Annotated in this window: 19 protein-coding genes; 6 read left to right on the top strand and 13 right to left on the bottom strand. The window is 57.3% G+C overall.

The annotated features are described in order from the left end of the window. Positions 1 to 11: 11 nt before the first annotated feature. From JWR17_RS11400 to JWR17_RS11425, 6 genes are all read left to right on the top strand, one after another. Positions 12 to 2396 (top strand): RND family transporter, encoded by a 2385-nt coding sequence (locus tag JWR17_RS11400; RefSeq protein WP_299831315.1) that lies wholly within the window; start codon positions 12 to 14, stop codon positions 2394 to 2396. 252 nt (positions 2397 to 2648) lie between these two features. Continuing rightward, positions 2649 to 2945 (top strand): DUF5629 family protein, encoded by a 297-nt coding sequence (locus JWR17_RS11405; protein ID WP_299831318.1) that lies wholly within the window; start codon positions 2649 to 2651, stop codon positions 2943 to 2945. Positions 2946 to 3114: 169 nt separating this feature from the next. After that, entirely contained in the window at positions 3115 to 4281 is a 1167-nt protein-coding gene (locus tag JWR17_RS11410; protein WP_299831321.1) for a lactonase family protein, read from the top strand. Positions 4282 to 4451: 170 nt separating this feature from the next. Continuing rightward, positions 4452 to 4634: a hypothetical protein gene (locus tag JWR17_RS11415; RefSeq protein WP_299831325.1), complete on the top strand. Its 183-nt coding sequence runs from the start codon at positions 4452 to 4454 to the stop codon at positions 4632 to 4634. 272 nt (positions 4635 to 4906) lie between these two features. Further along, complete coding sequence (locus JWR17_RS11420) at positions 4907 to 5098, top strand: hypothetical protein (RefSeq protein ID WP_299831328.1); 192 nt, start codon at positions 4907 to 4909, stop codon at positions 5096 to 5098. Then, a complete protein-coding gene (locus JWR17_RS11425) occupies positions 5095 to 5322 on the top strand; it encodes a hypothetical protein (protein WP_299831331.1) in 228 nt (75 codons plus the stop codon). Before JWR17_RS11420 ends, JWR17_RS11425 begins: the two co-directional genes overlap by 4 nt. Before the next feature lie 14 nt (positions 5323 to 5336). On the opposite strand, the gene JWR17_RS11430 is transcribed toward JWR17_RS11425, so the two are convergent. The 13 genes from JWR17_RS11430 to JWR17_RS11490 form a co-directional block, all read right to left on the bottom strand. Beyond that, complete coding sequence (locus tag JWR17_RS11430; RefSeq protein ID WP_299831334.1) at positions 5337 to 7451, bottom strand: TonB-dependent receptor; 2115 nt, start codon at positions 7449 to 7451, stop codon at positions 5337 to 5339. Continuing rightward, positions 7448 to 8677: an MFS transporter gene (locus tag JWR17_RS11435; protein ID WP_299831337.1), complete on the bottom strand. Its 1230-nt coding sequence runs from the start codon at positions 8675 to 8677 to the stop codon at positions 7448 to 7450. Before JWR17_RS11435 ends, JWR17_RS11430 begins: the two co-directional genes overlap by 4 nt. After that, complete coding sequence (locus JWR17_RS11440; RefSeq protein ID WP_299831340.1) at positions 8667 to 10592, bottom strand: IucA/IucC family protein; 1926 nt, start codon at positions 10590 to 10592, stop codon at positions 8667 to 8669. The genes JWR17_RS11435 and JWR17_RS11440 overlap by 11 nt, the downstream gene beginning before the upstream one ends. 277 nt (positions 10593 to 10869) lie before the next feature. Beyond that, positions 10870 to 11502: a glutathione S-transferase gene (locus tag JWR17_RS11445; RefSeq protein ID WP_299831343.1), complete on the bottom strand. Its 633-nt coding sequence runs from the start codon at positions 11500 to 11502 to the stop codon at positions 10870 to 10872. Next, positions 11503 to 12015, bottom strand: coding sequence for a peptidylprolyl isomerase (locus JWR17_RS11450; RefSeq protein WP_299831346.1), 513 nt, complete (start codon positions 12013 to 12015; stop codon positions 11503 to 11505). A 130-nt stretch (positions 12016 to 12145) separates the two neighbouring features. Next, positions 12146 to 15790 carry an AAA family ATPase gene (locus JWR17_RS11455; protein WP_299831348.1) on the bottom strand — a complete coding sequence of 1215 codons (3645 nt, stop codon included), beginning with the start codon at positions 15788 to 15790 and terminating at the stop codon, positions 12146 to 12148. Further along, positions 15787 to 17031 carry an exonuclease SbcCD subunit D C-terminal domain-containing protein gene (locus JWR17_RS11460; RefSeq protein ID WP_299831351.1) on the bottom strand — a complete coding sequence of 415 codons (1245 nt, stop codon included), beginning with the start codon at positions 17029 to 17031 and terminating at the stop codon, positions 15787 to 15789. The genes JWR17_RS11455 and JWR17_RS11460 overlap by 4 nt, the downstream gene beginning before the upstream one ends. A 65-nt stretch (positions 17032 to 17096) precedes the next feature. Then, positions 17097 to 18758, bottom strand: a complete 1662-nt coding sequence (locus JWR17_RS11465) for a BatD family protein (protein ID WP_299831354.1) — start codon at positions 18756 to 18758, stop codon at positions 17097 to 17099. After that, complete coding sequence (locus tag JWR17_RS11470) at positions 18755 to 20491, bottom strand: VWA domain-containing protein (RefSeq protein WP_299831357.1); 1737 nt, start codon at positions 20489 to 20491, stop codon at positions 18755 to 18757. The genes JWR17_RS11465 and JWR17_RS11470 overlap by 4 nt, the downstream gene beginning before the upstream one ends. Beyond that, positions 20488 to 21558: a VWA domain-containing protein gene (locus tag JWR17_RS11475; RefSeq protein WP_299831360.1), complete on the bottom strand. Its 1071-nt coding sequence runs from the start codon at positions 21556 to 21558 to the stop codon at positions 20488 to 20490. Before JWR17_RS11475 ends, JWR17_RS11470 begins: the two co-directional genes overlap by 4 nt. Next, positions 21551 to 22045, bottom strand: coding sequence for a DUF4381 domain-containing protein (locus JWR17_RS11480; RefSeq protein ID WP_299831362.1), 495 nt, complete (start codon positions 22043 to 22045; stop codon positions 21551 to 21553). Before JWR17_RS11480 ends, JWR17_RS11475 begins: the two co-directional genes overlap by 8 nt. Beyond that, entirely contained in the window at positions 22042 to 23007 is a 966-nt protein-coding gene (locus JWR17_RS11485) for a DUF58 domain-containing protein (RefSeq protein WP_299831365.1), read from the bottom strand. The genes JWR17_RS11480 and JWR17_RS11485 overlap by 4 nt, the downstream gene beginning before the upstream one ends. Beyond that, positions 22988 to 23947 carry a MoxR family ATPase gene (locus tag JWR17_RS11490; RefSeq protein WP_219061506.1) on the bottom strand — a complete coding sequence of 320 codons (960 nt, stop codon included), beginning with the start codon at positions 23945 to 23947 and terminating at the stop codon, positions 22988 to 22990. The genes JWR17_RS11485 and JWR17_RS11490 overlap by 20 nt, the downstream gene beginning before the upstream one ends. Between the last annotated feature and the right edge of the window lie 112 nt (positions 23948 to 24059).

Consider the following 24059-nt stretch of genomic DNA (forward strand, 5'->3'; position numbering starts at 1 on the left):
AGAATTTTCTTATGACCAATCACCAGCCTCTGCCGCAATCCAAGCCCACATGGCTTGAAGACTTGATCTTTAACAACCGTCCAGCAGTGATTTTCATTTGCCTGGTGGTCAGTGTTTTTCTGTTCTACCAAGCGACCCTGGTACGGCCTTCCACCAGTTTCGAAAAAATGATTCCCCTTGAGCATCCGTTCATTCAAAAGATGCTCGAACACCGCCATGACCTGTCCAACATGGGCAACACCGTGCGCATCTCCGTGGAAGCGGTGAAGGGCGATATCTTCACCAAGGACTACATGGAGACCTTGCGCCAAATCAACGACGAGGCGTTTTACATCCCAGGGGTCGATCGCTCCGGAATGAAGTCGTTGTGGAGTCCCAACGTGCGCTGGACTGAGGTCACTGAGGAAGGCTTTGCCGGCGGTGAAGTCATCCCGCAGAGCTATAACGGTTCTGAAGACAGCCTCGATCTGCTGCGCAACAATGTCCTTAAATCCGGGCAGGTCGGGCGTTTGGTGGCTAACGATTTCAAGTCCAGCGTGGTAGAGCTTCCACTGCTGGAGGCCTACCCGGACCCCAGCGATCAAGCCAAATTGCTGGCCCTTGATTACCGGCAGTTCTCCCATCAGCTAGAAGAGAAAATTCGCGATAAGTTCGAGGCGCAAAACCCCAACGTGAAAGTGCACATCGTTGGGTTCGCGAAGAAGGTTGGCGACCTGATCGATGGGCTGATCATGGTAGTGATGTTCTTCGGTGTCGCGTTCATGATCACCTTGGTGGCGCTGGTCTGGTTCACTCGCTGTATGCGCAGTACTGTGGCTGTGTTAAGTACCACGTTGATCGCGGTGGTCTGGCAGTTGGGCTTGATGCATGTTGTCGGCTTCGGTCTGGACCCGTATTCAATGCTGGTGCCGTTCCTGATTTTCGCCATCGGCATTTCCCACGGCGTGCAGAAAATCAACGGTATCGCGCTGCAATCCAGCGATGCCGAAAACTCTCTGATGGCTGCGCGAAGAACCTTCCGCCAACTGTTCCTGCCGGGCATGATTGCGATTCTTGCCGACGCCGTGGGTTTTATCACCCTACTGATTATTAACATCGGGGTGATTCGCGAGCTGGCAATTGGTGCTTCGATTGGTGTCGCGGTCATCGTGTTCACCAATTTGATTCTGCTACCCGTGGCGATTTCCTACGCGGGCATCAGCAGGAGGGCCATCAGCCGCAGTAAAACGGATGCAGTACGTGAGCATAAGTTCTGGCGCCTGCTGTCCAACTTTGCCAATCCGAGAGTCGCGCGGGTCTCCGTCGTATTGGCGCTGCTGGCATTCGGCGGCGGGCTTTGGTACAGCCAGAATCTGAAAATCGGTGACCTTGATCAAGGCGCACCGGAATTGCGTCCAGACTCCCGTTACAACAACGATAACCGGTTCATTATCAACAATTACTCCACCAGCTCCGACGTACTGGTGGTGATGGTCAAGACCCCGCCAGAAGGCTGTTCGGCGTACCCGACGATGTCTGCGATTGATGAATTGACCTGGAAGATGGAGAACACGCCCGGCGTGCAATCAGCGATTTCTTTGGTGACTGTGTCCAAGCAGGTGATCAAGGGCATGAACGAGGGCAACCTGAAATGGGAATCGCTGTCGCGTAACAAGGACGTGTTGAACAACTCCATCGCTCGGGCTGACGGGTTGTATAACAGTGATTGTTCTCTGGCACCGCTGCTGATCTTCCTCAACGACCACAAGGCCGAAACCCTCGACCGGGCAGTGACCGCCGTAAAAGACTTCGCCAAAGCCAACGACCGTGACGGTCTGGAATTCCAGCTCGCGGCAGGCAACGCCGGGATCGAAGCGGCCACCAACGAGGTCATCAAAGAGTCTGAGCTGACAATTCTGATTTTGGTCTACGTCTGTGTGGCCACCATGTGCATGATCACCTTCCGCTCATGGGCGGCGACCTTGTGCATCATCTTGCCCTTGGTGCTGACCTCGGTGCTGGGTAACGCCTTGATGGCGTTCATGGGCATCGGCGTCAAAGTCGCCACGCTGCCGGTGGTGGCGCTGGGTGTGGGGATTGGTGTCGACTACGGAATTTACATCTACAGCCGCCTGGAAACCTTCCTTCGCGCCGGTTTGCCGCTGCAAGAAGCGTATTACGAGACGCTGAAATCCACCGGTAAGGCCGTGTTGTTTACCGGTTTGTGCCTGGCAATCGGGGTATGCACCTGGATCTTCTCGGCGATCAAGTTCCAGGCCGATATGGGCCTGATGCTGACTTTCATGCTGCTGTGGAACATGTTCGGCGCGCTGTGGCTGCTACCGGCCATCGCACGGTTCCTGATCAAACCAGAGAAGATGGCGGGACAGGTTGGGCACTCGTTGTTTTCTCACTAGATTGTCAGGCACATGTCTGTAGGAGCAACGTGTCGGCGAAGCGGTGTACCTGATACACCGCGCTATGACCTTCGCCAACGAGTTGGCTTCTACAGAGATGGTTGAACATCGAAATTCCGTTGCCATCCATTCAAATCGATCAATGTGCCAGAAGCGACTGTTGGCGTGGGAACTTACACCCTGTTGGGTATCCAAATGTGACCTTACCCCACGATTTCGCCTACAATTCGCGCCTTTACTCAGGCGATATATATGACCACTCCAACGCTTCTGACGATCCTGCAAGCCCCCAACATGCTGGAAATCGATGGTTTGCACGCTTTTGAATACTCGCTGAATGACAGTCAGCTGGTCGTCGAGGCCATTGACGGTCGTGAGCGCAAGGTATGGAAATTCAGTCTTGCCCAGGTCGAAGCCGCAACGTTCGACGCTCAATTGCAAAGCTGGGTGCTGACCGACGGCAATGCCGATCACCGTTTGGTGTGCCTTGATGCGTTCACTCCGAACAACAACGACGACGATAACGAAGACACTGCCGAACGAGACTGATTGTCCATGGGTAAACGCCGACAGCGGCTAATAATGCGACGTTTCGGTGGTAATTTCTGGTAATGCGCGACGCGCAATAAAACTAGTTGATGGGCGGCGCTGTCTTACAGCGGAGGTCAAAGTTGACCGCGTGCGGCGCCCCATAAGCTTAATAACCAGAGAGATGCCCATGAACCGTAAAATTCTGCCTTGGCTGGCAATGGCCGGCGGCCTCGCTGCTTTCCCTGTCTTGGCGCAAAACATGACTGATTATGATCTGCTGGTGGGTGCTTATACCCAGGGCAAGAGTGAAGGTATTTATCGCTACCGGTTCGACAGTAAAACCGGGCAGATCGACTCGACACCGCGGCAAGTCATCAAGAGTGAAAACCCGTCCTGGCTAACGCTTTCCAAAGACCAGCGCTTGCTGTTTGCAGTCAATGAAAACGGTCCGGGTCAGGCTGACACGGTCGGCAAGGTCAGTAGTTTTGCGATCGATGCCAAAAGCCATGAAGTGACACCGATCAATCAGGTAAACAGCAAAGGTGACGAACCCACCCACTCCAGTTTAAGCGCGGACGGCCATTTCCTGTTTGTGGCCAACTACGCTGTTCATCCTGATCCAGGTGGCGTGCTGGCAGTGGTGCCGGTGGATAAGTCCGGCAAGCTCGCGGACGTGTCGCAAACCCTGACTCACCCGGCCAGTAAGGTTGATCCCGAACGACAGGCGTCTTCCCACGTGCATTCGGCGGTAGGGTCGCCCGACGGTAAATACTTGATTGCCAGTGATTTGGGGGCCGACAAGCTGTTTGTCTTCCATTACACCGGCAAAGGTCCGCAGCCTCTGCAACCGGCCAAAACCCCGTCGGTTGAGTTGCCCCCAGGCAGCGGCCCTCGGCACTTGTTATTCAGCAATAACGGTAAACACGCGTACCTGACCTTGGAGATGGCCGGGCAGGTGGCGTCGTTTGATTACCATGACGGTGTTTTCAAACGTACGCAGCTGTTGGATTTGTCCGACAAAAGCGTCAAACAGAAAGTCGGTGGTGGTGGGCTACACAGCTCAACCGACGGCAAATTTCTCTATGTGGTTGACCGGGGCGACGTGAATGAGCTGGTGGTATTCGCCATCAACTCATCCAGTGGTCAGCTTAAGGAAATACAGCGTCGGTCTGTCGAAGGCATTGAGCCACGTGAGTTCAGTATCGACCCAAGCGGGCATTTCCTGCTGATTGCAAACCAGAAGAGCAACCAGATTGTGACCGTTCGCGTCGATCCAAAAACCGGTTTGCTGGGGGATACCGTGCAGAAAATGGATTTCGATTCCCCCTCAGACTTCAGGTTCCTTACCAGATAGCACCCTGTTGATAAGTTGCAGCCCCCGGTTTACGTGGGCTGCAGCCATTATCAATTAAATTGATAAGGTCTAGTGGTACAAAGCATTTCTGACATCGATGGCGCGGGCGTAAGTTTGGTTCAACGGCCTGAAACGGCAGCTATCCAAACCGAACATCGAGGCTTCCTAAAATGAACTTCAATCTCTTCTCCGTCATTGCCGCATCCGCTATCTCAGCCACTGTCGCCCTGCCTGCCAGCGCCAGCGTTGAGATCTGCCAGAAAAAATCCAGCATCACCCAGACCTACACCACCAAATACCTGCAACAAAGCGCCAACTTCTACGCTGCACTGGACCATAAGATTCAACAATGAAACTGCTCACTAAATGAATCCATTCCCCGTTAACGATAATACCGATAACGGGGAATGGATTCGTCTGCTTTTTTTTGTTTTCTTTCATGCCAAGCATTGTCCCTGACTTCGCTTCGCGGACAACTTCGCTCCAGGTGTTGTGTCTCTATTACGTTGATTGGCTTATTTAATAATTAACGCCACTGATGTCTACTATGGAATTACTTCACTTCTCGATGTACCTCATTTAGTTGATTCTGTCGGCCTGAAACGTGCCCGCGGAGCTACACCAGATGACCACTGCCATCCTTCACTCAATCAAGCAAGGCGCTTACGTCGCTATTGCTCTTTATGTTGTATTCATCGCAGTGGTCACCGTTACCAGCATGAACGCGACATCCATCCACTCGATCAACGCCGCGCTCAATACGCCGGTCGTTGACACCCAGCGCCCTGCGGCAAATGTGCAGGAGCGTGCGACATGAAAGGTACGCAATTATGGGTAATCGCCTTTCTTACAGTCATTACTAACGGCTTCTCCCTGATTGGTTTGGGTCAGGCTTCTTCTGGCGGCCTCGCCAGGAGTATTGAAGCCAAACATGAAATCGCCCACGCGATTGAAATGGCCAGTTCGCAAAAGTTGCAGGCTGGAAACCCACCGAGTAAATACCGGTTGTTTGATTCTGGGCCGTTTACGGTTATGTGTTGATTGCGGTTTTTATATTACCAGTTAAGCGAGTAGCTTATCCCCAGCGTCCGGCCTTCGGCGTTTGCATAGGGTGCACGAGCATTGGCCTGGGCAAACATGTTTTGATAGGTCCTGTTGGTAAGATTGAATACCCCGGCTTCAACCCTGCCTGAGGGTAATTCAACTGAACCCAGCAGGTCGACCAACGTGTAACCATTAATCGCTCTTCCATTGCTGTCCTTGGCAGCGGCGTCGTAGTTTCCAAGGCGCATGCCCTGCAGGCGAAGGTCATATGTTTGACCGGTGTAGCCGACAAACAAAGTCGTCTTTGCAGGTGATACACGGGTGGCTGGTAAGTCGATCCATTTCCCGGTTCGACGTGTCTCACCTTTTGCCCACGCATAGGTACCGCCGACCGACCACTGTTCTGTTGGATAAAACGTCAGGCTGTTTTCTATCCCACGCACGCGTTCCTTCTGGTTTATCAGACGCAGAACACGCTCTGTAGCGTCATAAAACTGAGTGACACCGGATGTATTTTCATAAGCCGTCACATCGGCTTGCCATCGATTCCAGTGCCCGCGCCAGCCCAGTTCGTAACTGTTGACTTTTATCGCCTGAGCGTTGAGTGTCTGGACATCAAAGCGGCTATCGGCATCGCGCAGAAACCGCTGAATGTCCGGCAGGGAAAACCCTTGGCTGAAGTTGGCGAAAAGGTCTTGGGTATCGCTCAGGTGGTAAACCGCGCCGAGGTTATAAAGGGTGTCGTCGTACTTAAGGGACCCTCCGCGCAATGTCGCCCAGTGTCCTGTCTGAACGATTTCTCCGTAAGCGATGCTGTCGGCGACTTCGGTTTCGATCCATTCGCGTCGTGCTCCCCCGCGTAACGTCCAGTCAGAAATGTCCCACGACATTTGGGCGAATAGCGCTTTGGTCCTGGTTTCAATATCCGGGCCCATTTCATAGGTCGTGGCTGTCTTGGTGTATTTCACCCCGTCGACAACGTAGCGATCTCCTCGTTGGCGCGAACGTTCATTGTCGTAGTCTGCGCCCCATACCAGATTGCCGGTTGCCATGCCGATAGCGGGCAGAGGGGTGTCAACGGCCGCGCGTAAACCAAACACATTTTGCACGCTGTTGTTATCCGAAACGCCGGCCTTGCCGCGTTTCAGGGCAGGAAAAAACAAGGCGTCAGCACGCCGCCAATAGCTTTCGAGCATCAAGCCCTGGCCATGAAAATCCCTGTCGCTGTAGTTGAGGTTAACGGCCTGGTTGTGGGTATACGGTTGCTCATTGAGCATCAGTCCTTTAATGGCCACGGCAGTTTTATCGACCGACGCCTTGGCGTAATCCGTGTCCTGCTTGTCCTTGTAGTTCTGTAACGACAGTTTGATTGTCTTGTCTGAATCTAACTCAAAACCGAAGCGACTTTGAATATCGTACGTGGCAGTGTCCATGTTGCTGCCTTGGGACGTGTCTTGCGGGATGCGGTTACCGTTGCCGTCCAACAAGTCGTTGCGGACCACCCACTGACCCGACACATAAGCGTCCAATGGGCCGTGTTTGGCAGAGACGCTTTGGAAGGCGTCATAGGCATTGCCATGTGAGCCGAAGTTAGCGCCGGTGGTCAGACCCAAGCGGCTACTCAAAGCGATTTTCTCGCCCTGATTGCGTTTGGTAATGATGTTGACCATTCCACCGGAGGCCCCTGCGCCGTAGACGCTACTAGCCCCCGACACCACTTCGATGCGTTCGATGCTGGCCGGTGAAATGCTGTTGAGTTGTCGATAGTTGTCTCGTGTTGCGTTCTGCGATACGCCGTCAATCAGCACTAACATAGCGCGACCGCGTAAGGTTTGGCCAAAGTTGCTCATCCCTCCCGACGTTGGCGCGAGGCCGGCCACCAGTTGCCCGAGAATGTCCGATAGTCGACGTCCTGCACCGCTTTGCTGCTGGATCTGCTGCGCATCAATGACTTGGACCGAGCCGGGAATAGAGGCAATGCTTGCTGCGTTGCGTGTGGCTGAAACCACGGTGTCAGACAAGGCCATTGTGCCTGGTTGCTCAGCCTGATCCGGACGCTCCGCCCAGATGGGCTCGCTGAATGTACTGAGCAGTGGAATAACAAACGAGAGCCGACGTTTGGTCATATATGGAACCTTTTATCAGGGTTGAGAAAAGCGCAAGCAGCAGGGGCTGTATGAGGTGGTTGCGATAACGAACGAACCCAGCGGATGCCGAGCGCAGCAAGGGTGTAAGTCAGCGCGACGAGCCAGAAGCTGTTGGCCAGCCCGACCACGGCCACGCCGATGCCACCTGACGCGAGACCGCATAACGCGCCGGCTTTCGCGGCGCTGTTTGCAATCCCGAGGTTAAAACCCTGTTTGCCAGGTGCGGTGGAACAGGCGATCAATGTATAGGCCACCGGCAGGAGTGCGCCTTGCCATACACCCCAGAGCAAGCGGGTTGCGAGAAAACCAACCCATTCGTTGGCGAGCGCAGTGCAGGCAAGCGTCAGTGCACACAGCCACGCCACTCTCTCGATGACCTGCAACGTATGGGACGGCTGCCAGCTGTCAATCAGCCGACCCCAATAGGGCGCTGAAAGGGCTAACGTGGCCGCGCTCGCCGCGTAGCTGACACCGATAAGCCAGCCGGGAGCATGCAGAATTTCCGAAACGTATAAGGCGTAGAAGGGTTGCGGCATCACTTTGGCCGCCTGGATCAAGACGATGATCAGTAAAATTCCTTTCAGCCAACCTCTTGGCAATGCCGCCGTCGTTTGGTTTTCAGCGTGGCGCGTCCGAGCGGCATCGTCGGGTAAAAACAGGCTGAGTACTGCACACAAGAGGCAGATGGCGGTTGCGCTAAAGCAGAGCGAGGCAAACCCCCATCTATCGATTAGCCATCCGCCCAGTACCGGCCCCATCAACGAGCCAACGGCGGTTGCCGTCTGGAGGCGTACGAGGATTTTTCCGCGACCTGTGTCGCTGAAGCTGGTCAAGGCGTAGGCTTGTGCCGCCGCGATAAATCCTGCGAGCGCGCCCTGCAACACGCGAACCGCAACCAGCACCCACGGGTCTGTCGCCAATCCGGCAAACCCTTGGCACAGGGCGAGCGCCACCAGGGCGCGGACGATCATTGGCTTGTGGCCAGTCCGGTCACCGAGCTTCCCCCATAAGGGTGTCAGTATCGCCGCAGCCAATAGCGGTCCGACATAAACCATTGTTGATAAAAACCCGATGTAGTGCGCCTTCTCAGCGCCTAGCAGCCGCTGAATCTGCAATGGCCAGAATGGGCCGCTGATCTCCATGGCGCCCATGGAAACAAGTTGGATAAGGACCAATAGGCGTAGGAACGCGGCTTTAGGCAGCATGGTTGGCTACCCGTAACGGATTGCTCAGGCGACCCACTATGTCGGCTTGGTTGTCCAGCAGGCGCATTCTCATGAAAGACTTGGCTGGCCAATCCGATTCCAACACAGCCTTGCGTTCAGTCTCCCAGCGCAATGGATCAACGCGGCCGCGAAACGCGTCGAAGCATTGACTGACGTGTTCAGCCAACTCTTGCCATAACCAATCCGGCGATACTTCCCAATGACGAGCGCACAGCAACGTCAATTCACCCAAGTGGCACATAAAGGCGCTGTGTAGCAACTTGTCACGGACATGATCAGCGCTGTCATACAAGGTCATCGTTGGGTCGTGTAACTCGATGTCCAGACCCCTGGTCTGAAAGGTGCTGCGGTCAATACGGATATCACCGAAGTCGCGCAGCAAGAGGCGATCAGGGTGCCCATCGGCGCCCATGACCATGAAACTATTCTGCTGGTGGGCCTCAAATGCTATGCCGTATAACAAGTACATGCCCAGCAACCCTGGTACGGCTATCGACAGATAATTTCGGAAGAATGACTGCATGGCGGCAGCGTCTTCTCTGCCGTATGCACGCTGTATCCATTGTCGCAACAGGGGCTGCCCTTTAAGGTCGTGGGCGAACAGACTGCCAACCGGAACAACCAGCTCGCCTGGACTAGCAAAGCTCAGGGGGTTATCGCGGTAAAGCGCCGATAAGTGTCGTGCACGATCGTCGTGCTCTGATTGTGGCTGGTAATGAACCCCTATCCGTTCAGGGACGATCGAAAGCCACCGCTGCAGGTGCGGTTCTTGATCGAGGATCTGCCGCAGCAAATGGCTGATGCGAGGCCCCATACGTACGGACCGTGGCGACAGGGTCCGCTGTACGCTGGTCAAGCGCAGCGCCACCGGAAGTTTAATCATGGGTGCGCGGCTGCTGGCGTCGGGAACAACGGTTCTGAAGGACATGGACGGGTGCCCGTTGAAAGCAACGACATTGCTCAGTACCAATAGCCTGGCGCTAATTTCGTTCGAAAATGCTTGCTTCAGTTGTTCATCTGCTTGCCAAGGGTGTACGGGCAGCGGGATGTACTGTGTGGCGTCCAGCCCCAGAAGCTGCAGCTCGGCGATAAGCTGTGTGGCTGCTTCGGGAAAATGGATGTCCCACCAAGTCCAATGCTCGGGTGTGCCGGGGATGGCTTCTATGTGAGCGTATTGGCGGTGGAGCGCGCACAGAATCACTGGGAAGCTTGCTTCGAACTCGGGGGAAAAATTAACTATCTGATGAGTGGCTAAGCCCGGTTTTGTTTTGTAATTTGGGTGCCAGGGATGCCCTAGTGTTCCCCATTGTTCCAGTAGTAATGTAGGGTTTATTGCGCCTGATTGATCGGACAGCCATGCGAATAAGTTAGGCGCATTGTCATCAAGCATTTGATGTTGCAGTCGAAGCGTCCAGGCATCATGAAACGCAAGACACAGCGTGTCATTGATGAAACTGTCATCTAGCTCCAACGCCAAACGTTCTAAAGCTTTAATGCATACGGCTGATTTCAGTACTGGTTTCAATAACTTCAATAAGTCGGACGGAAACTCGATCAGTTGCGGAACCTGGCCGAGTTCATGTGCGGTTAGGTTTCCGCTCAACTCCCAACTGCACATTCGTCCCGACGACAGATAATCGAATCGCAGCTGAGTGTTGTCTGCGACTGACAACCAATAGCTGTCCCCATCGTTTTTTCTGCACGTTTTAGCCTCAATAAGATCTTCTCGGATGAGCGATTGAACCAAGCGTTGCAGGCTCCGTTGTCGGGCGTGCGGCAACACTTTGGAAAGGGCGTCAAGGGTCAGGTGGCGTGAGCGGAATGCGGGGGTGGCAATCGCTTCACTCCAGCGGATAAGTAACTGTTGCTGCTTCACTGTTTGGGCCTGCTTCATTGTCCAGTTCCTTATGGACGAGATATAACGCACCCGCCAATAGCCGAAGCCATTGGCAGTAACGATGAGGGGGTTGGCTATGCGTTTCCAGGAGCGGGAAGTTAGCGCTATTTTGGCCTGATGAAAATCAGCCGAAGACGTGATGGTTGTAAGGGAGGTCCTACTACCTTGTCGGAGCTTTCACCTAAATTCGCTGTAGAGCCGACGCGCGCGTGGTCAAAAACACGAGTAGTGCCAACTGCCAAGATGATGGCTACTACAGAGGGTTAATATTGGCTTAAACCTTAGCCATCACCGATATAAACAATTCAGAAGCCAAAAACCGCTCTAGCCAGTTCCGCACATGGGGATATGGACTTTGCCAAAACCATTGCGGGTCGACATAGCAGAACTGCCGCACGAATGGCGCAAGGGCGATGTCGGCCAGGGTTAAATGCTCGGCCACTAAAAACTCATGCCGCAATAATCGTGTTTCAAGGGCGAGCAAAAACACTGCGCCGAGGTCGCGGTAGTGCTCCTGGGAATAATCGGGGTAACGAATAGCGTATTTGTAGCGATCCAGATGTTTCTTGAAGACGTTGTCGTTTTCTTCGATCAGTTCGGCGCTTTGTTTCTGAGCCGAAGCATTGTGGGTCAGCAACCAATCGTCAGGGTCGTTATAGGCCAACGCCCAACCCATGATTTCCAGGCTTTCATCGATAACGCCGGTGTCGCAAACAAGCACCGGCACCGTGCCCTTGGGTGAACAGGCGAGCATGTGTGCGGGTTTGTCTTTCAGACTGACTTCGACTATCTCCACCGCACGCCCCGAGTACCACACGGCCATGCGAGCACGCATGGCGTAGGGGCAGCGGCGGAAAGAGTAGAGGGTCGGCGTTGCCGTATTCAGCGCAACCACCGACGCTGTCATTTAGGCCGCGTCGGTCAGTTGACCGCAGTCTGCGATGACCACTTTCTTGCTGGTTTTGCCGGACTGCGAGCCCAATGCTTCGATGGCCTTAACCACGTCCAGGCCTTCGGTGACTTTGCCGAACACGACGTGTTTGCCGTCCAGCCAGCTAGTGACGATGGTGGTGATGAAGAATTGGCTGCCGTTGGTGTGCGGACCTGCGTTGGCCATGGACAGGTCGCCCGGTGCGGTGTGCTTCAGGGTGAAGTTTTCATCCTTGAATTTTTCGCCGTAGATCGACTTGCCGCCGGTGCCGTTGTGGTTAGTAAAATCGCCGCCTTGCAGCATGAAGTCAGTGATCACGCGGTGAAATGAAGAACCTTTGTAAGACAGGCCTTCGCCTTTCTCGCCGGTGCACAGGGCGCGGAAGTTTTCGGCGGTTTTTGGAACCACGTCTTCGAACAGTTCCATCACGATGCGGCCCATCGGTTCGTCGTTAGCGGTGATGTCGAAAAAAACTACTGGGTTGGTCATGGGATTACCTTTTTCATTGAGCGTGGCGCGACCAGGCGCGCCGTGGGTGTATAGGGTCGCACAAAAAGTCCGTTTACCGGTTTTGTGCGACTCAAAAATCTGATTCGGGTTCGGCATTGCCCCGGTTTTGTTACTTGCTGACCTCGATCGTGCTCAGGCCGTTACCTTGACGCCGCACTTGAATCTGCACCGGAATCCGCTCGTGCATTTCTTGCACGTGGGAAATTACCCCGACCTTGCGACCTTGCGCTTGCAAGCCGTCCAGGGCGTCCATGGCCAGTTGCAGCGACTCAGGGTCCAGGCTGCCGAAACCTTCGTCGATGAACAGTGACTCGATTTTCAATGTGCTGGACGCCATCGACGCCAAGCCCAGGGCCAGCGCCAGCGACACCAAAAACGTTTCGCCACCGGACAACGAATGCACGGAACGCAGTTCGTCGCCCATTTCGGTGTCCATCACCAGCAAGCCGAGCATGCTGCCGCCGCGTTTCAAGCGGTAGCGGCGCACCAGTTGCCGCAGTTGCGCGTTGGCATGATGCACCAGCAGGTCGAGATTATACGCCTGTGCGATCTTGCGGAATTTGTCGCCTTCGGCCGAACCGATCAACGCGGCCAGTCTGGCCCAGCGCTGATATTGCGCGTAAGCCTCGGCGATCTGCTGTGCCAGCGCTTGATTGGCGTCCTGGCGGCGTTGGTCCTCTGCTTGTTGTGCGCGCAACTCGGCGCACGATTGCTCGCTGGCCGACGATTGTGCGTGCAGTTCGGCCAACGCACTGTTGAGTTGCTCGGCATCAAGTATTTCGTTGTGTTGCGCTTGATGGGCGTGGAGGCGCTGTTCGCGTTCGAGCAACAAGACCTTGGCCTGTTCAATGGCTTTTTCACTGTGGTGCAACTGTTGCCGCAGTTGGTTGACCTGTTCATCGTCCACGCTCAGCAACTGCGCCAAGCCGTTGTCGTCCAACTCTGGATGACGGCTGCGCCAGTCGGCAATTTTAAGGCTCAGTTCACGGTGTTCAAGCTCAATGCCGCTCAGGCGCTCTTGTTCGGCCTTGAGTTCAGCGCCGAGCTGGGTCAGCAGATTGCGTGCGTCCTGCAGCGCTTGGCCCGCGGCGTTTTCAGCGTGTCGGGTGTGTTCAACGGTCTGCTCCAGCTGCTGTTGCCAATGCTCAGCGCTGCGGTGTGTGCCGAGCCATTCGCTGAGCTGGTGTTGGCTAGCCTGTTGTTGCTCGGCAAGGGTCCGGCAACGCTGTTGCAACTGTTCCTGAGCCTGCACGCGAGTGGCTTGCTGCGATTGTTCCAGTTCGATTTTTTGCTGACGCTCGCGTTGTTCCAGCTGTTCTTCCCGCTGTTGCTCCAGTTGATCCAGACGCTGGGTGACCTGCTGTTCCAGTTGCATGACAGTGGTTGCGGCTTGGTTGCGCAAGCCATCCAGGGTTTCGGCCGGCAACAACGGGGCAAAGGCGGTCAGTTCTTCTTCCAGGCGCGCCCGGTCGCTGGCCAATTGGCGGTGCTGGTCCGCCAATTGCTGAGCAGCCCCTTGGCTCGCCTCGGCGGTAACGTGGAGCTGTTGTTGCAGACGGGCGGCGTCTTTTTGCAAGGTGAGCAGGGCGTTCTGTCGCTGCTCGTCCTGAGTAATATTTTGCGCCAACTGATTCAGGTGCTGAGTGAGCCACGTGTCGCGTTTGGCCGCATCCTGTTCCAGTAATCGAGGGCTGAGCGGGTGGGCGTCGAGGTCGAAGCTCAAGGCCTGTTGCTGGGTCGTCAGTTGCTCTTGTTGTTGCAGGAATTCTTTTTGCCGGGCAATCACACCTGCAACTGCGGCGCGCATTTCATCCAGCTTTTCTTTCAGCGTGTCGACGGCCTTCAACGCGTTGGCTTCTTCGCTCTCGTCATGTTGCGTCAGGCTTTGCAACAGGGCGTCAGGCTGGTGATACGGATGTTCATTGCTGCCACAAACCGGGCACGGTTGATCGTTTTGCAACTGCCCGCGCAGTTCTTCGACGCTGGCGCTGCGGGCAATACGCTGACGCTCCAGCAACTGCCGGGTTACTGACAGGGTTTGCTCGGCGACGGTGAGTTCATTTTTTGCTTGCAGACCTTCGCGGTTCAATCGCTCGCGCTGCTGCTGAGCATCCTGCAGTTTTTGCGTCAGCTCCAGCGAGCGCTGGTCCAGCTGTTGCTGACTGGCCCAAAGTCGTGAGAGGTCTTCGAACGCCCGTTGTTGTTTGCGGTTGTCTTGCAGCAGGCTGCCGAGAATCTCGATCTGCTCGCCAACGGCGTGAGCTTCAGCGCCTGCTTCGCTGTACAGCAACTCTAAGGCGCTGCGCTGCTCGGTAAGTTGCTGGCTGGCGCTGGCGGCGCGTTGCTCAAGCTGTGGCAATTCAGCCTGGCCTTGATTCAGCCGATTACCGGTTTGTAGCAACTGTTTCAACCGGTCGCGGTAGGCATTCCACGCATCGCCGAGCGGTGCCAAATCAGCACTGAGTTCAAGCTGCGCGGCGATTCTCTCCAGACGTTCGGCCACCAGCCGTTGTTGCTCAAGCAGCCCTTGCAGCGTGCTTTGGCCCTGAGCGCTTTGCTGCTCGGCCTGCTGCCTGAGTTCGGTGACCTGGGCCAGTTCCTGGATCAGCCGCGCTACGGTGCTTTGGCTGTCGAACGCCTGCTGTAAGCGTGGTTTGGCCTCGGTCAATTGCTGCTGCGCGTTGAATGCGGCGGATTGTGCGTCAAGGCGGGCTTGTTCACCTTGTTGCTGCTGAGCCTCCAGCGCGGTCTGTTGCGCCCGATGCTGCTGAATGCTCGCTGCCAACGGACCGATTTGCGCGTTGAGTTCCGTCTGCCGGGCAAACTGATGACGTTGCGGCGCGAGGTTTTCCAGTCGCGATAAATTCAGCCGTTCGGTGCTTTGGCTTTCCCAGCGTAACTGGGCTTGTTGCAGCTGCTCGGCAGCGCTTTGTTGCTCGTTCTGCAACTGCACCAGCATCGTCAGCCATTGTTGCTGGAGCTCAAGCTGCTTGAGTTGCGCTTGCTGGGTTTTCAATTGTTGCCGGGCGTCATCAAAGCGCTGGTCGAGGTCTGCGCGGGCGTCCGGCTCCAGTGGCGTGACCCCGGTGGCCAGTGCTTTAAGGTCGTCGTGGAGTTTTTCGGCTTCTTTACTCTTGCTATAAGCACGTCGGCCCAATTGGCTATAGATCGCAGTATCCGTAAGCTTTTCCAGCAGTTCGCTGCGCTCTTTGTCGTCGGCCTTGAGGAACGCGCTGAACTCGCTTTGCGCCAGCATCACAGCGCGGGTGAACTGTTCGAAGTTCAGGCCCAGACGCGCTTCGAGCATGGTTTTGTATTCGGTTTTATTCTGGCTGCTGAGCACCTGTTCACTGTCCAGATCGATCAAGGTCTGGCGGCTGGCTTGCAGCTTTTTGCTGGCATTGTCCCTGGCGCGGTTGGTTTCCCAACGGGCTCGGTAACGGCGGTTGTCGATGCCGACGAAATCCACTTCGGCATAACCGCTGCCGGTGCCACGGCGCAGCAAGGTGCGAGGGTCGTTGGTGCTGATGTCGCCGTCGATTTCCGGCACTTTTGATTGACCGACGTTGCTCAACCGCGGAATGGCGCCGAACAACGCCAGGCACAACGCATCGAGCAGGGTACTTTTCCCGGCCCCCGTTGGCCCGGTGATGGCAAACAAGCCCGCGCTGGCCAAGGGCTCGGCGGTGAAATCCAGTTCAAACGGGCCGGCCAGCGAGGCGAGGTTTTTCAGGCGAATAGCGAGAATCTTCATGGCTGTTCGCTCTCCATCTGCACGTCTTGCAACAGCGTGGCGAAGTCCTTGAGGGTTTGCTCGTCGACCTCGCTGCCATAGTTGTCGAACCAGGCACGGCTGAACAGTTCTTGTGGGCTGAGTTGATCGAGATCCACCAGGCCTGCGCTGCCGTCATCGCCATCGCTGCTGCCCTTTCCCGCGTATTCGGCGCCGATTCGTACCAGACGCACAGCTTTACCTTGCAAAGCGGTTTCGATCTGATGACGCAGGTCCGGTTGCGGCTCATCCAGGCGCACCCGTACCTCTAGCCAGGGCTGGCGCTCGGTGTCGGCCAGCAAATCGATATTGGGCAAGGACGCCAGTTGCAACAGCAGTTCAGCCAACGGTGCCGGGCCAACACGTTGCAGATTGACGGCCCGTGGAATCAGCGTTGGTTCGACACTGAGCAGTTGCTCGCCGTCACAGTTGATTTCGAGAATTTGGTGTTGGTAGCCGATTTCCGAAAATGACAGTGGGATCGGGGAGCCGCTGTAGCGAATGCGATCCTCACCGTTGACCTTCTGCGGTTTGTGCAAGTGACCCAGCGCGACGTAGGTGATGCTTGGGCCGAACAAGCTGGCGGGCAGTGCTTCGGCGTTACCGATGATCAGGCTGCGTTCGGAGTCCTCGGAGACCGAGCCGCCAGCCATGTGCGCGTGGCTGATGGCGATCAGCGCTTGTCCTGGCGTGCGCTTAAGGTTGGCGGCGTCGATCAACAGTTCATGCACGCGACCAATGCCGCGTAGATAGTCATCACCCAACGTGGCGCCGGTGACTTCAGCGGGACGCAGGAAGGGCAGGGCCAGGCACCAGGCGGCGGTTGCTCCGGTTTTGTCCGGTAGTGGCAACAACAGGCGTTCGGCGTCCAGTTGACCATCGTCGAGCCACATGACGCGACCCAGCGCATGGGTGCGTAAGCGGCGCATCAGCGGCGCGGGCAGTTCGATGCGCGAGCCGGAGTCGTGGTTACCGGCGATCATTACGATGGTCAGCAGTGGTTGCTGTTCGTGGGCGCTGACGATGAATTCGTAGAGGCGTTCCTGGGCTTTGACCGGCGGGTTGACGGTGTCGAAGATATCCCCTGCGATCAATAGCACGTCAGGTTCGCGCTCGGCGATACGGCCGAGCAACCAACTCAGAAAACAGCCGTGCTCGAAGTCACGCTCTTGTCCGTGAAGGTTCTGTCCGAGGTGCCAATCGGAGGTATGAAACAGACGCATTGGAGGTCCTTGTGTAGCGTTGGATGGGACGGTAAATATCCCTTTAGGCGCCAGCTGTAATCGGGTTATTTCGGATACAACGGCGGCAGGCTGGTGTCGGTTGCCAGGGTTTGAGTTCGTTCGCTGGCGGGTAGTGTACGCACCGCGCTCCATAATGCTTCGCCTTGCCACTCGTGGCCGGTTTCGCTGTACAGCGCGCCATTCAGGCCGTCCAGGGCGTCGGACAATGGCACGAAACGCGCGGCCATGTCGGCGAGGGTTTCCGGCTGTTGGCGTGCCCAGGCGTCCAGCGCTTGACGGGTCGCCTGTGGATCGTTGGCCAGGCTGGCGCGTTTCAGCTCATCGAGCACGGTCCGAGGGTTCGGGCCGGATTGCACCACGCGCGCCTCGGCCGGCTGCCAGCGTGCCCGCCACCACAGACCGAAGCCGAGCAGGGTTGAGCAAGCCAGAAAAAAAGTGCTCAGTTGCCATGGCCAGAGCGACGGTCCGCCTGAACCCAACCCATTGTTAGTGTTCACCGGCGTGTCGACGGACAAGCCAGGGTTGCTTGCGACTTGTAAGGTACGGGCGGGCAGGCTGCTGTGTTCCAGATGGTCTTCCCGGGTGTTCCACCACACCACGTCCAACGCCGGTAATTCAATAGTACCGGTGCGGGTCGGCACCAGCGCTTCGCGTTCTACGCGACTGCCAATCAGACCTCGGTCACTGGCCTGGTTGGACAGTTGCGGCTGGTCGGGATAACGGCGCAGACCACCGACGTTGGTAGCAGGCAATGGCGGCAGTTGAGCGCTGGACAGGCCTTCAACCTTGACTGTCAGGCTGCGAGTCAAAGAGTCCCCCACCAGACTGTGATCGGGTTCAGGATTCCAGTCCTCACTCAAGCTCACACTGCGGGCCGGCAGCCATGGGCTGTCCATGGGGTAATCTACCGGTTTGGCTTTCACCGACAGGCGGATTTCCACGGAGCTGACGTGCATTAACTTGCCCGGCTTCGGCACCGCGGGTTGCGCGTTTTGCCCTGGGTCTTGAAGCTGACTCGGCACATCCTGAACCAGGGTTGCGCTGAATACTTGCGCAGGGATCAGTAGTTCGCCGCTGTGCTGGGGATAGATCGCGTAACGCATCTCGATCACGCCATGGCGGATCCCATTGATCAGTTTTTCATAGGTGCGGGTTTCGCCCAGTTTTTCTATGCGAGCATCCGGAATCACCAGTGGTGTCAGATTGCTATCGTCGAACAGCGAAACCGAGTGGTAGATGCGTAGCGTGAGCACGGTTTGTGCTTGGACGTAGACACTGTCCAGATCAAGGCTGGCCTCGATAAATACCGGCGCCAGGTGGCTGGCTTGGGTCTGATCTTCACCCTGTAGCACTTGCAGTGTAATCGGTTGGCTGCTGAGTTGGCCCAACTGCAACGAAGGAATGACAACGGTACCGTTCTGTTTTGGCAGCAGGGTGATGATCCAGCGCGTCGTGGCCTGGGAGCCGCTGTCCAGGGTTGTCAGGTGGTTGACTTGACGTGTTCCCTGAACGTTGAAGCTACCCTCCAGCGCGCTCAAGTCCGGTTTGCCGAACAGCGTAGGGTCGTCGGACTCCAGGGTCAGCTCCACGGTCTCGCCAGCATTCAGCCGCTCCCGGTCTACGCTGGACACCAGCGATGCGGCTAGCGTTTGCGGGGCTATGCAACACAGCATGAGACTGATCAAAAAAATGTGCGCGCGACTCATCGAACCGGTTCCTGATGTTGTTGCTGTTCATACCAGAATTTACGTCGCAACAGCTCGCCCGGATCGTCCGGGATCTGCCGTAACCATTGCTCCAACGCTTGTCGCCGCTCACCGTCGAGGGTGGTGTCGGTCGGTCTGATCGGCGGCCGCGTGTGATCTTCATTACCCAATTGCGAGCCCGGAACGTCGTTGCCGCTGGACGTCGCCGTAGGATTACTGAAGCCGTTATTACGGGTGACGCTGTCATCGCCAGAGGGCGACGTCGGTTGTTGTGGATTCTGCGGAGCGCTGGTCGCACCAGGCTGAGGAGCCTGCTCAGTAGTTTCGGTTTTAGTTTCAGCCGGTTTTTCCGGGTTGATGTCGCGTTGCTGTTTTCGCTGTTCCAGGACCTGTTCCACCAGCGCCTTGTTGGCGAGTGCCGGTTGCAGGTCGGGTTGGCGCTCCAGCGCCTGTTCATAGGCATCCAGCGCCGCCTCCAGATCGCCGGACTTGGCTAGGGCATTGCCGCGATTATAGTGGTCGGCGGCACCATTGCCTTCGGCAAACCGCTGCGCGGCATTGGCATAATCACCTGCCTCGTAGAGCGCGACGCCTTGCCACTGGCTGTCTTCGAAACGCCTGGCAGCTTCGGCCGGACGACTATCTTCAAGCAAACGCTGGCCTTGTTGATCGGGCCGCAACCAGAGGTCGTTGAACTCAAAGGCATAGCTCGGCTGCGGCAGCATGAACAACAGCGGCAGGCAGAATAACCAGCCTTTGCGCCCGGCGCAGGCGGCCAACAGCAATAATGGCAAGATCAGCCAGGGGCCTTGATCATCCCAGCTGTCCAGGTGCAGGCTTTGACCGTTTTTACGCAGTCGTTGCGGGCTGTCGAGCAGGCCCAGGCCGCGCAGATCCGAATCGTCCAGGCGTGCCTGGCGATAGAGACCGTCGAGTTGGCTGGCAAACGCTTTGAGGCTCGGGCCGTCCAGGCGCGGCAGCAGAATTGCGCCCTGGTCATCCTTGAGGAAGCCGCCCTTGTCCTGAGCCACCGGCACCCCATCGGCCGTCCCGATGCCCAGCAACAACAACGGCGGCGCGTCCCGGCCCAAGGCCTGGCGGATGCCTTCGCGCTCTTGCTCATTCAATGACGAGCCGATCCACAGCAGGCGGCCCTGGCCTTGGGCGCCTTGCTTGAGCAGGGCCAAGGCTTTCTTCACAGCCAGATCGGCGCGGTGCCCGGCCTCGGGCATGATCGATGGTTTGAGCGCATCTAACAGGTTACGGCTGGTGCCCAGATCATCGGATAACGGCACCAGCGTGTGGGCGCTGCCGGCATAGACGACGATGGCGGTCTGTGAGTCGCTGCGGCTTTGCAGCAAATCGAGCAATTTGCGCCGAGCTTGTTCGACACGGGTCGGCGGGGTATCGGTTGCAAGCATTTCCGGGGTCAGTTCGAGCATTACCACCAGCGGGTCGGCGGGCTTTTGGCTGATTTGTTCGACGCGCTGCCAGCTGGGTCCGAGCAACGCCAATAACGCCAGTGTCCAGCCCAAACCGAGGACAACCCACTGCTTTTTGCTGGCGCGGCCGTTGCCGCCGCCGAGCAGCACCCCATGGAACGCGGCGGGCAGAATCATCTGCCAGCGTCCGGCGCGCTGTTGCCGGTTCCATAACTGCCAGAGCAGCCAGGCCAGCGGCGGGAACGCCAGCAGCCAATCAGGACGAAGCCAATGGGGCCAAAGCGCGATCATCGACGCCTCCGCAACCGCTTAATTCGCTGGCGCCATTGTTCATTGGATGGCAAGAATATTTTTCGTTTGAATAGCCGCTGCAGCAGGGTGTCCGGCCAGCGCTCGCGCACCGCCAACAACAGACTCATCAGTAACGCGGTAGCCAATGGCCACTGGTAAAGCGCTTGCGCCGGGCGTGCTTGAGTGGGTTGTTGTGCCACCGGTTCGAGCTTGTCGAGGGCCTGTTTGATGTTCTGTAACTGCTGACCGTCACGGGCGCGGAAATACTTCCCTCCGGTGATGTCGGCGATTTCCTTGAGGCTCGGCTCGTCCAGGTCAAGACTCGGGCTGAGGCCGAGCATCGCCAGCGAGCCACCCTGGTTTGGGTCGGCACCGATGCCGATGGTATAGATTTTTACCCCTTCGCCAGCGGCGAGCTTTGCGGCGGTAATCGGGTCGATCTGACCGGCGTTATTCGCGCCGTCGGTGACCAGAATCAACACCCGGCTTTGCGTCGGGCGCTGGCGCAGACGCTTGATCGCCAAACCGATGGCATCGCCAATGGCGGTGTTTTTGCCTGCGATGCCGATTCGTGCATCATCCAGCCAAACGCGCACGGTGCGTCGATCAAAGGTCAGGGGCGCTTGAACGTAAGCGCGGCTGCCGAACAGAATCAGACCGACGCGATCACCTTCGCGGTTGGCCAGGAAGTCTCCCAGCAGATGCTTGACCAGTGACAGTCGGCTGACGTCGTCGTCATGCCAGCGCATGTCCGGGTAATCCATGGAGCCGGAGACGTCCACGGCCACCAGCAGGTCGCGACCACTGGCAGCAATAGGCACGGGCTCGCCCAACCATTGCGGGCGCGCCGCGGCCATCAGTAGCAATACCCAGAGCAAAATGAACGGGCTTTGCTGACGCCACGCCGGCAAATTAGTCCGCGCCCGGCGCCCGGCCAGTTCTTCCAGTTCACTGAGGAAACCCACCTTGAGCGCTGCTTCGCCGCTGTCGGCGGCAGGCAGCAGCACGCGCATCAACCACGGCAAAGGCAGCAAGATAAAGACCCACGGCCAGGCGAGTTCAAACATGTTTGCGGATCCAGGTATCCACCGCTTGATTCAGGCCGGAGATGGCCTTGTCATCAAGTTTGCACTCCGGTTTGTAAGCGCCTTCGACCAGTATCATCCAGCGCGTCAGGCCTGCGGCAGGGCAGCGGTTATCCAGAAATGCCAACCACTTGCGGCCATTCAGCGTGTGGCTTTGGCTGTACGGATAGTGATTGCGGCACAAGCGTTTGAGCAGCGCGTTGATTTGCTGCAACCAGGCGCCAGCGGGGGCGCCGTCATAGGGTTTGGGCAGCTGCGCGAGTTCGTCCAGGGCGGCCAGTCGCAGTGGGTCTAAGGGTTGCTCGGACCTGATGATCAAGCGCTTGCCTGGCCAGTAGCCTCGTAGCCACCACACGCCCCACGCGGCGAGCGGTAGCAGACACAGCAGCACCCACCAGCCCGGCGCTGGCGGCCAGGTATCGATCGCCGGTGGCATGATCAGTGGTTGCAGTTGCTCCAGGCTGCTCATCGTTTTTTTCCGGGACGCTGGGCGCTCAGGTATTCACGCAGTTGTTCGACCATGCCGCTTTGGGTGCTCAGGGGAATCGACAACACCCGTAATTTTTGCGCGAGCAATTCCCAGCGTGCCACCCGCGCCTCGCCCTGGGCGCGGTAGGCCTGACGCAAGTCCGGGTTCAAGGTGTCCAGCTCAAGCTGCGCGCCGCGTTCGGCAAATCGTAACAAACCTGCCGCTGGCAAGGCATGGTCCAAGGGGTCGGACAAGGGCAACAGTAGCAAGTCGCAATGCCGGGACAACAGGCTTAACTGCTGCTCGGCGGCGTCAGAAATGGTTCGTTCGTCGCAGATCACAAACACAAAGCTGCCGGGACGCAGCACCTCCCGCGCCCGGCGCAAGGCAATGCCGAACGCATCGCGGTCGGCGGCGATCTCGGTGTTCAGCGACTGGTTGACCCGCACCAGTCTGTTTAGCAACTGCAACAGACTCTGCTTGCTGCGTCGTGGTTTGATTTCGTAGTGTTCGTTATCACCAAACACCAGTCCGCCGACCCGGTCGTTGTGGGCCAATGCTGCCCAGCCGATCAGCGCGGCGGCTTGAGCGGCCAGCACCGACTTGAACATCAGCCCCGAACCGAAAAACAGCCGACGGCTTTGCTCCACCAGAATAAAGATCGGCCGCTCGCGTTCTTCGTGGAACAGCTTGGTGTGCGGTTCCTGAGTGCGGGCGGTGACGCGCCAATCGATGGTGCGTACGTCATCGCCGGCCTGGTAAACCCGCACTTGATCGAAGTCCACACCACGGCCACGGAGTTTCGAGTGGTGTAAACCAATCAACGGGCTGCGCTGGCTGGGCGTTGAAAACAACTGCACTTCGCGCACGCGATGACGCATCTCGATCAATTCGTCGAGACTGACGCGTATTCCAGGGGTGGCAATCGGCGATTGCATGGGCTCAGGCGACAGCCACGACATCGAGGATGCGCTGGATCACGCGGTCTTGATCGATCCCGGCCGCTTCGGCTTCGAACGACAGAATGATGCGATGGCGCAGCACGTCGAACAGCACGGCCTGAATGTCTTCCGGGCTGACAAAGTCACGCCCGGCCAGCCACGCATGGGCCCGGGCGCAACGGTCCAGGGCAATGGAGCCGCGTGGGCTGGCGCCGTAGGCAATCCAGTCGGCCATTTCCGGGTCGAACTTGGCCGGTGTGCGGGTGGCCATTACCAATTGCACCAGGTATTCCTCCACCGCGTCGGCCATGTACAGGCCGAGGATTTCCTTGCGCGCAGCAAAAATCGCCTGCTGGCTGACCCGGCGCTCGGGCTTGGTTTCACCATTCAGCGCTTCGCCACGGGCCTGTTGCAGAATCTTGCGTTCCACCGCAGCGTCCGGGAAGCCGATTTTGACGTGCATCAGAAAGCGGTCGAGCTGCGCTTCGGGCAGCGGGTACGTACCTTCCTGCTCGATGGGGTTCTGGGTCGCCATCACCAGGAACAACGGCGACAGTTCGTAGGTGCTGCGACCGACGCTCACCTGGCGCTCGGCCATGGCTTCCAGCAGTGCCGATTGCACCTTGGCTGGTGCGCGATTGATTTCGTCCGCCAGTACAAGATTGTGGAAGATCGGCCCCTGTTGGAAGACGAAGCTGCCGGTTTCCGGACGATAGATCTCAGTGCCGGTGATGTCGGCAGGCAATAGGTCGGGGGTGAACTGGATTCGATGGAACTGTGCTTCGACGCCTTCGGCCAGTTCTTTGATGGCTTTGGTCTTGGCCAACCCCGGTGCTCCCTCGACCAACATATGGCCGTCGGCGAGCAGGGCAATCAACAGCCGTTCGATCAGTTTTTCCTGGCCGAGAATCTGCGTTGAAAGAAAAGTTCGCAGCGCAATCAGCGCTTCACGATGTTCCATCGTATGACGTGTCCTGGCAGATGATCAGCGGCGCCAAACGACACCGAAGCTGGGGGCGTTACTTTAATCCATCCGGGCGGTGCCGACTAACGGCGCAGCGTGATTTCTCAAC

The organism is Pseudomonas sp., from assembly GCF_028293835.1.
In the GTDB taxonomy this organism is placed as follows: domain Bacteria; phylum Pseudomonadota; class Gammaproteobacteria; order Pseudomonadales; family Pseudomonadaceae; genus Aquipseudomonas.

Coding starts and splice junctions, on each gene's coding strand:
- JWR17_RS11400 (WP_299831315.1), top strand. CDS start 12: ATGACCAATCACCAGCCTCTGCCGCAATCCAAGCCCACATGGCTTGAA.
- JWR17_RS11405 (WP_299831318.1), top strand. CDS start 2,649: ATGACCACTCCAACGCTTCTGACGATCCTGCAAGCCCCCAACATGCTG.
- JWR17_RS11410 (WP_299831321.1), top strand. CDS start 3,115: ATGAACCGTAAAATTCTGCCTTGGCTGGCAATGGCCGGCGGCCTCGCT.
- JWR17_RS11415 (WP_299831325.1), top strand. CDS start 4,452: ATGAACTTCAATCTCTTCTCCGTCATTGCCGCATCCGCTATCTCAGCC.
- JWR17_RS11420 (WP_299831328.1), top strand. CDS start 4,907: ATGACCACTGCCATCCTTCACTCAATCAAGCAAGGCGCTTACGTCGCT.
- JWR17_RS11425 (WP_299831331.1), top strand. CDS start 5,095: ATGAAAGGTACGCAATTATGGGTAATCGCCTTTCTTACAGTCATTACT.
- JWR17_RS11430 (WP_299831334.1), bottom strand. CDS start 7,451: ATGACCAAACGTCGGCTCTCGTTTGTTATTCCACTGCTCAGTACATTC.
- JWR17_RS11435 (WP_299831337.1), bottom strand. CDS start 8,677: ATGCTGCCTAAAGCCGCGTTCCTACGCCTATTGGTCCTTATCCAACTT.
- JWR17_RS11440 (WP_299831340.1), bottom strand. CDS start 10,592: ATGAAGCAGGCCCAAACAGTGAAGCAGCAACAGTTACTTATCCGCTGG.
- JWR17_RS11445 (WP_299831343.1), bottom strand. CDS start 11,502: ATGACAGCGTCGGTGGTTGCGCTGAATACGGCAACGCCGACCCTCTAC.
- JWR17_RS11450 (WP_299831346.1), bottom strand. CDS start 12,015: ATGACCAACCCAGTAGTTTTTTTCGACATCACCGCTAACGACGAACCG.
- JWR17_RS11455 (WP_299831348.1), bottom strand. CDS start 15,790: ATGAAGATTCTCGCTATTCGCCTGAAAAACCTCGCCTCGCTGGCCGGC.
- JWR17_RS11460 (WP_299831351.1), bottom strand. CDS start 17,031: ATGCGTCTGTTTCATACCTCCGATTGGCACCTCGGACAGAACCTTCAC.
- JWR17_RS11465 (WP_299831354.1), bottom strand. CDS start 18,758: ATGAGTCGCGCGCACATTTTTTTGATCAGTCTCATGCTGTGTTGCATA.
- JWR17_RS11470 (WP_299831357.1), bottom strand. CDS start 20,491: ATGATCGCGCTTTGGCCCCATTGGCTTCGTCCTGATTGGCTGCTGGCG.
- JWR17_RS11475 (WP_299831360.1), bottom strand. CDS start 21,558: ATGTTTGAACTCGCCTGGCCGTGGGTCTTTATCTTGCTGCCTTTGCCG.
- JWR17_RS11480 (WP_299831362.1), bottom strand. CDS start 22,045: ATGAGCAGCCTGGAGCAACTGCAACCACTGATCATGCCACCGGCGATC.
- JWR17_RS11485 (WP_299831365.1), bottom strand. CDS start 23,007: ATGTCGTGGCTGTCGCCTGAGCCCATGCAATCGCCGATTGCCACCCCT.
- JWR17_RS11490 (WP_219061506.1), bottom strand. CDS start 23,947: ATGGAACATCGTGAAGCGCTGATTGCGCTGCGAACTTTTCTTTCAACG.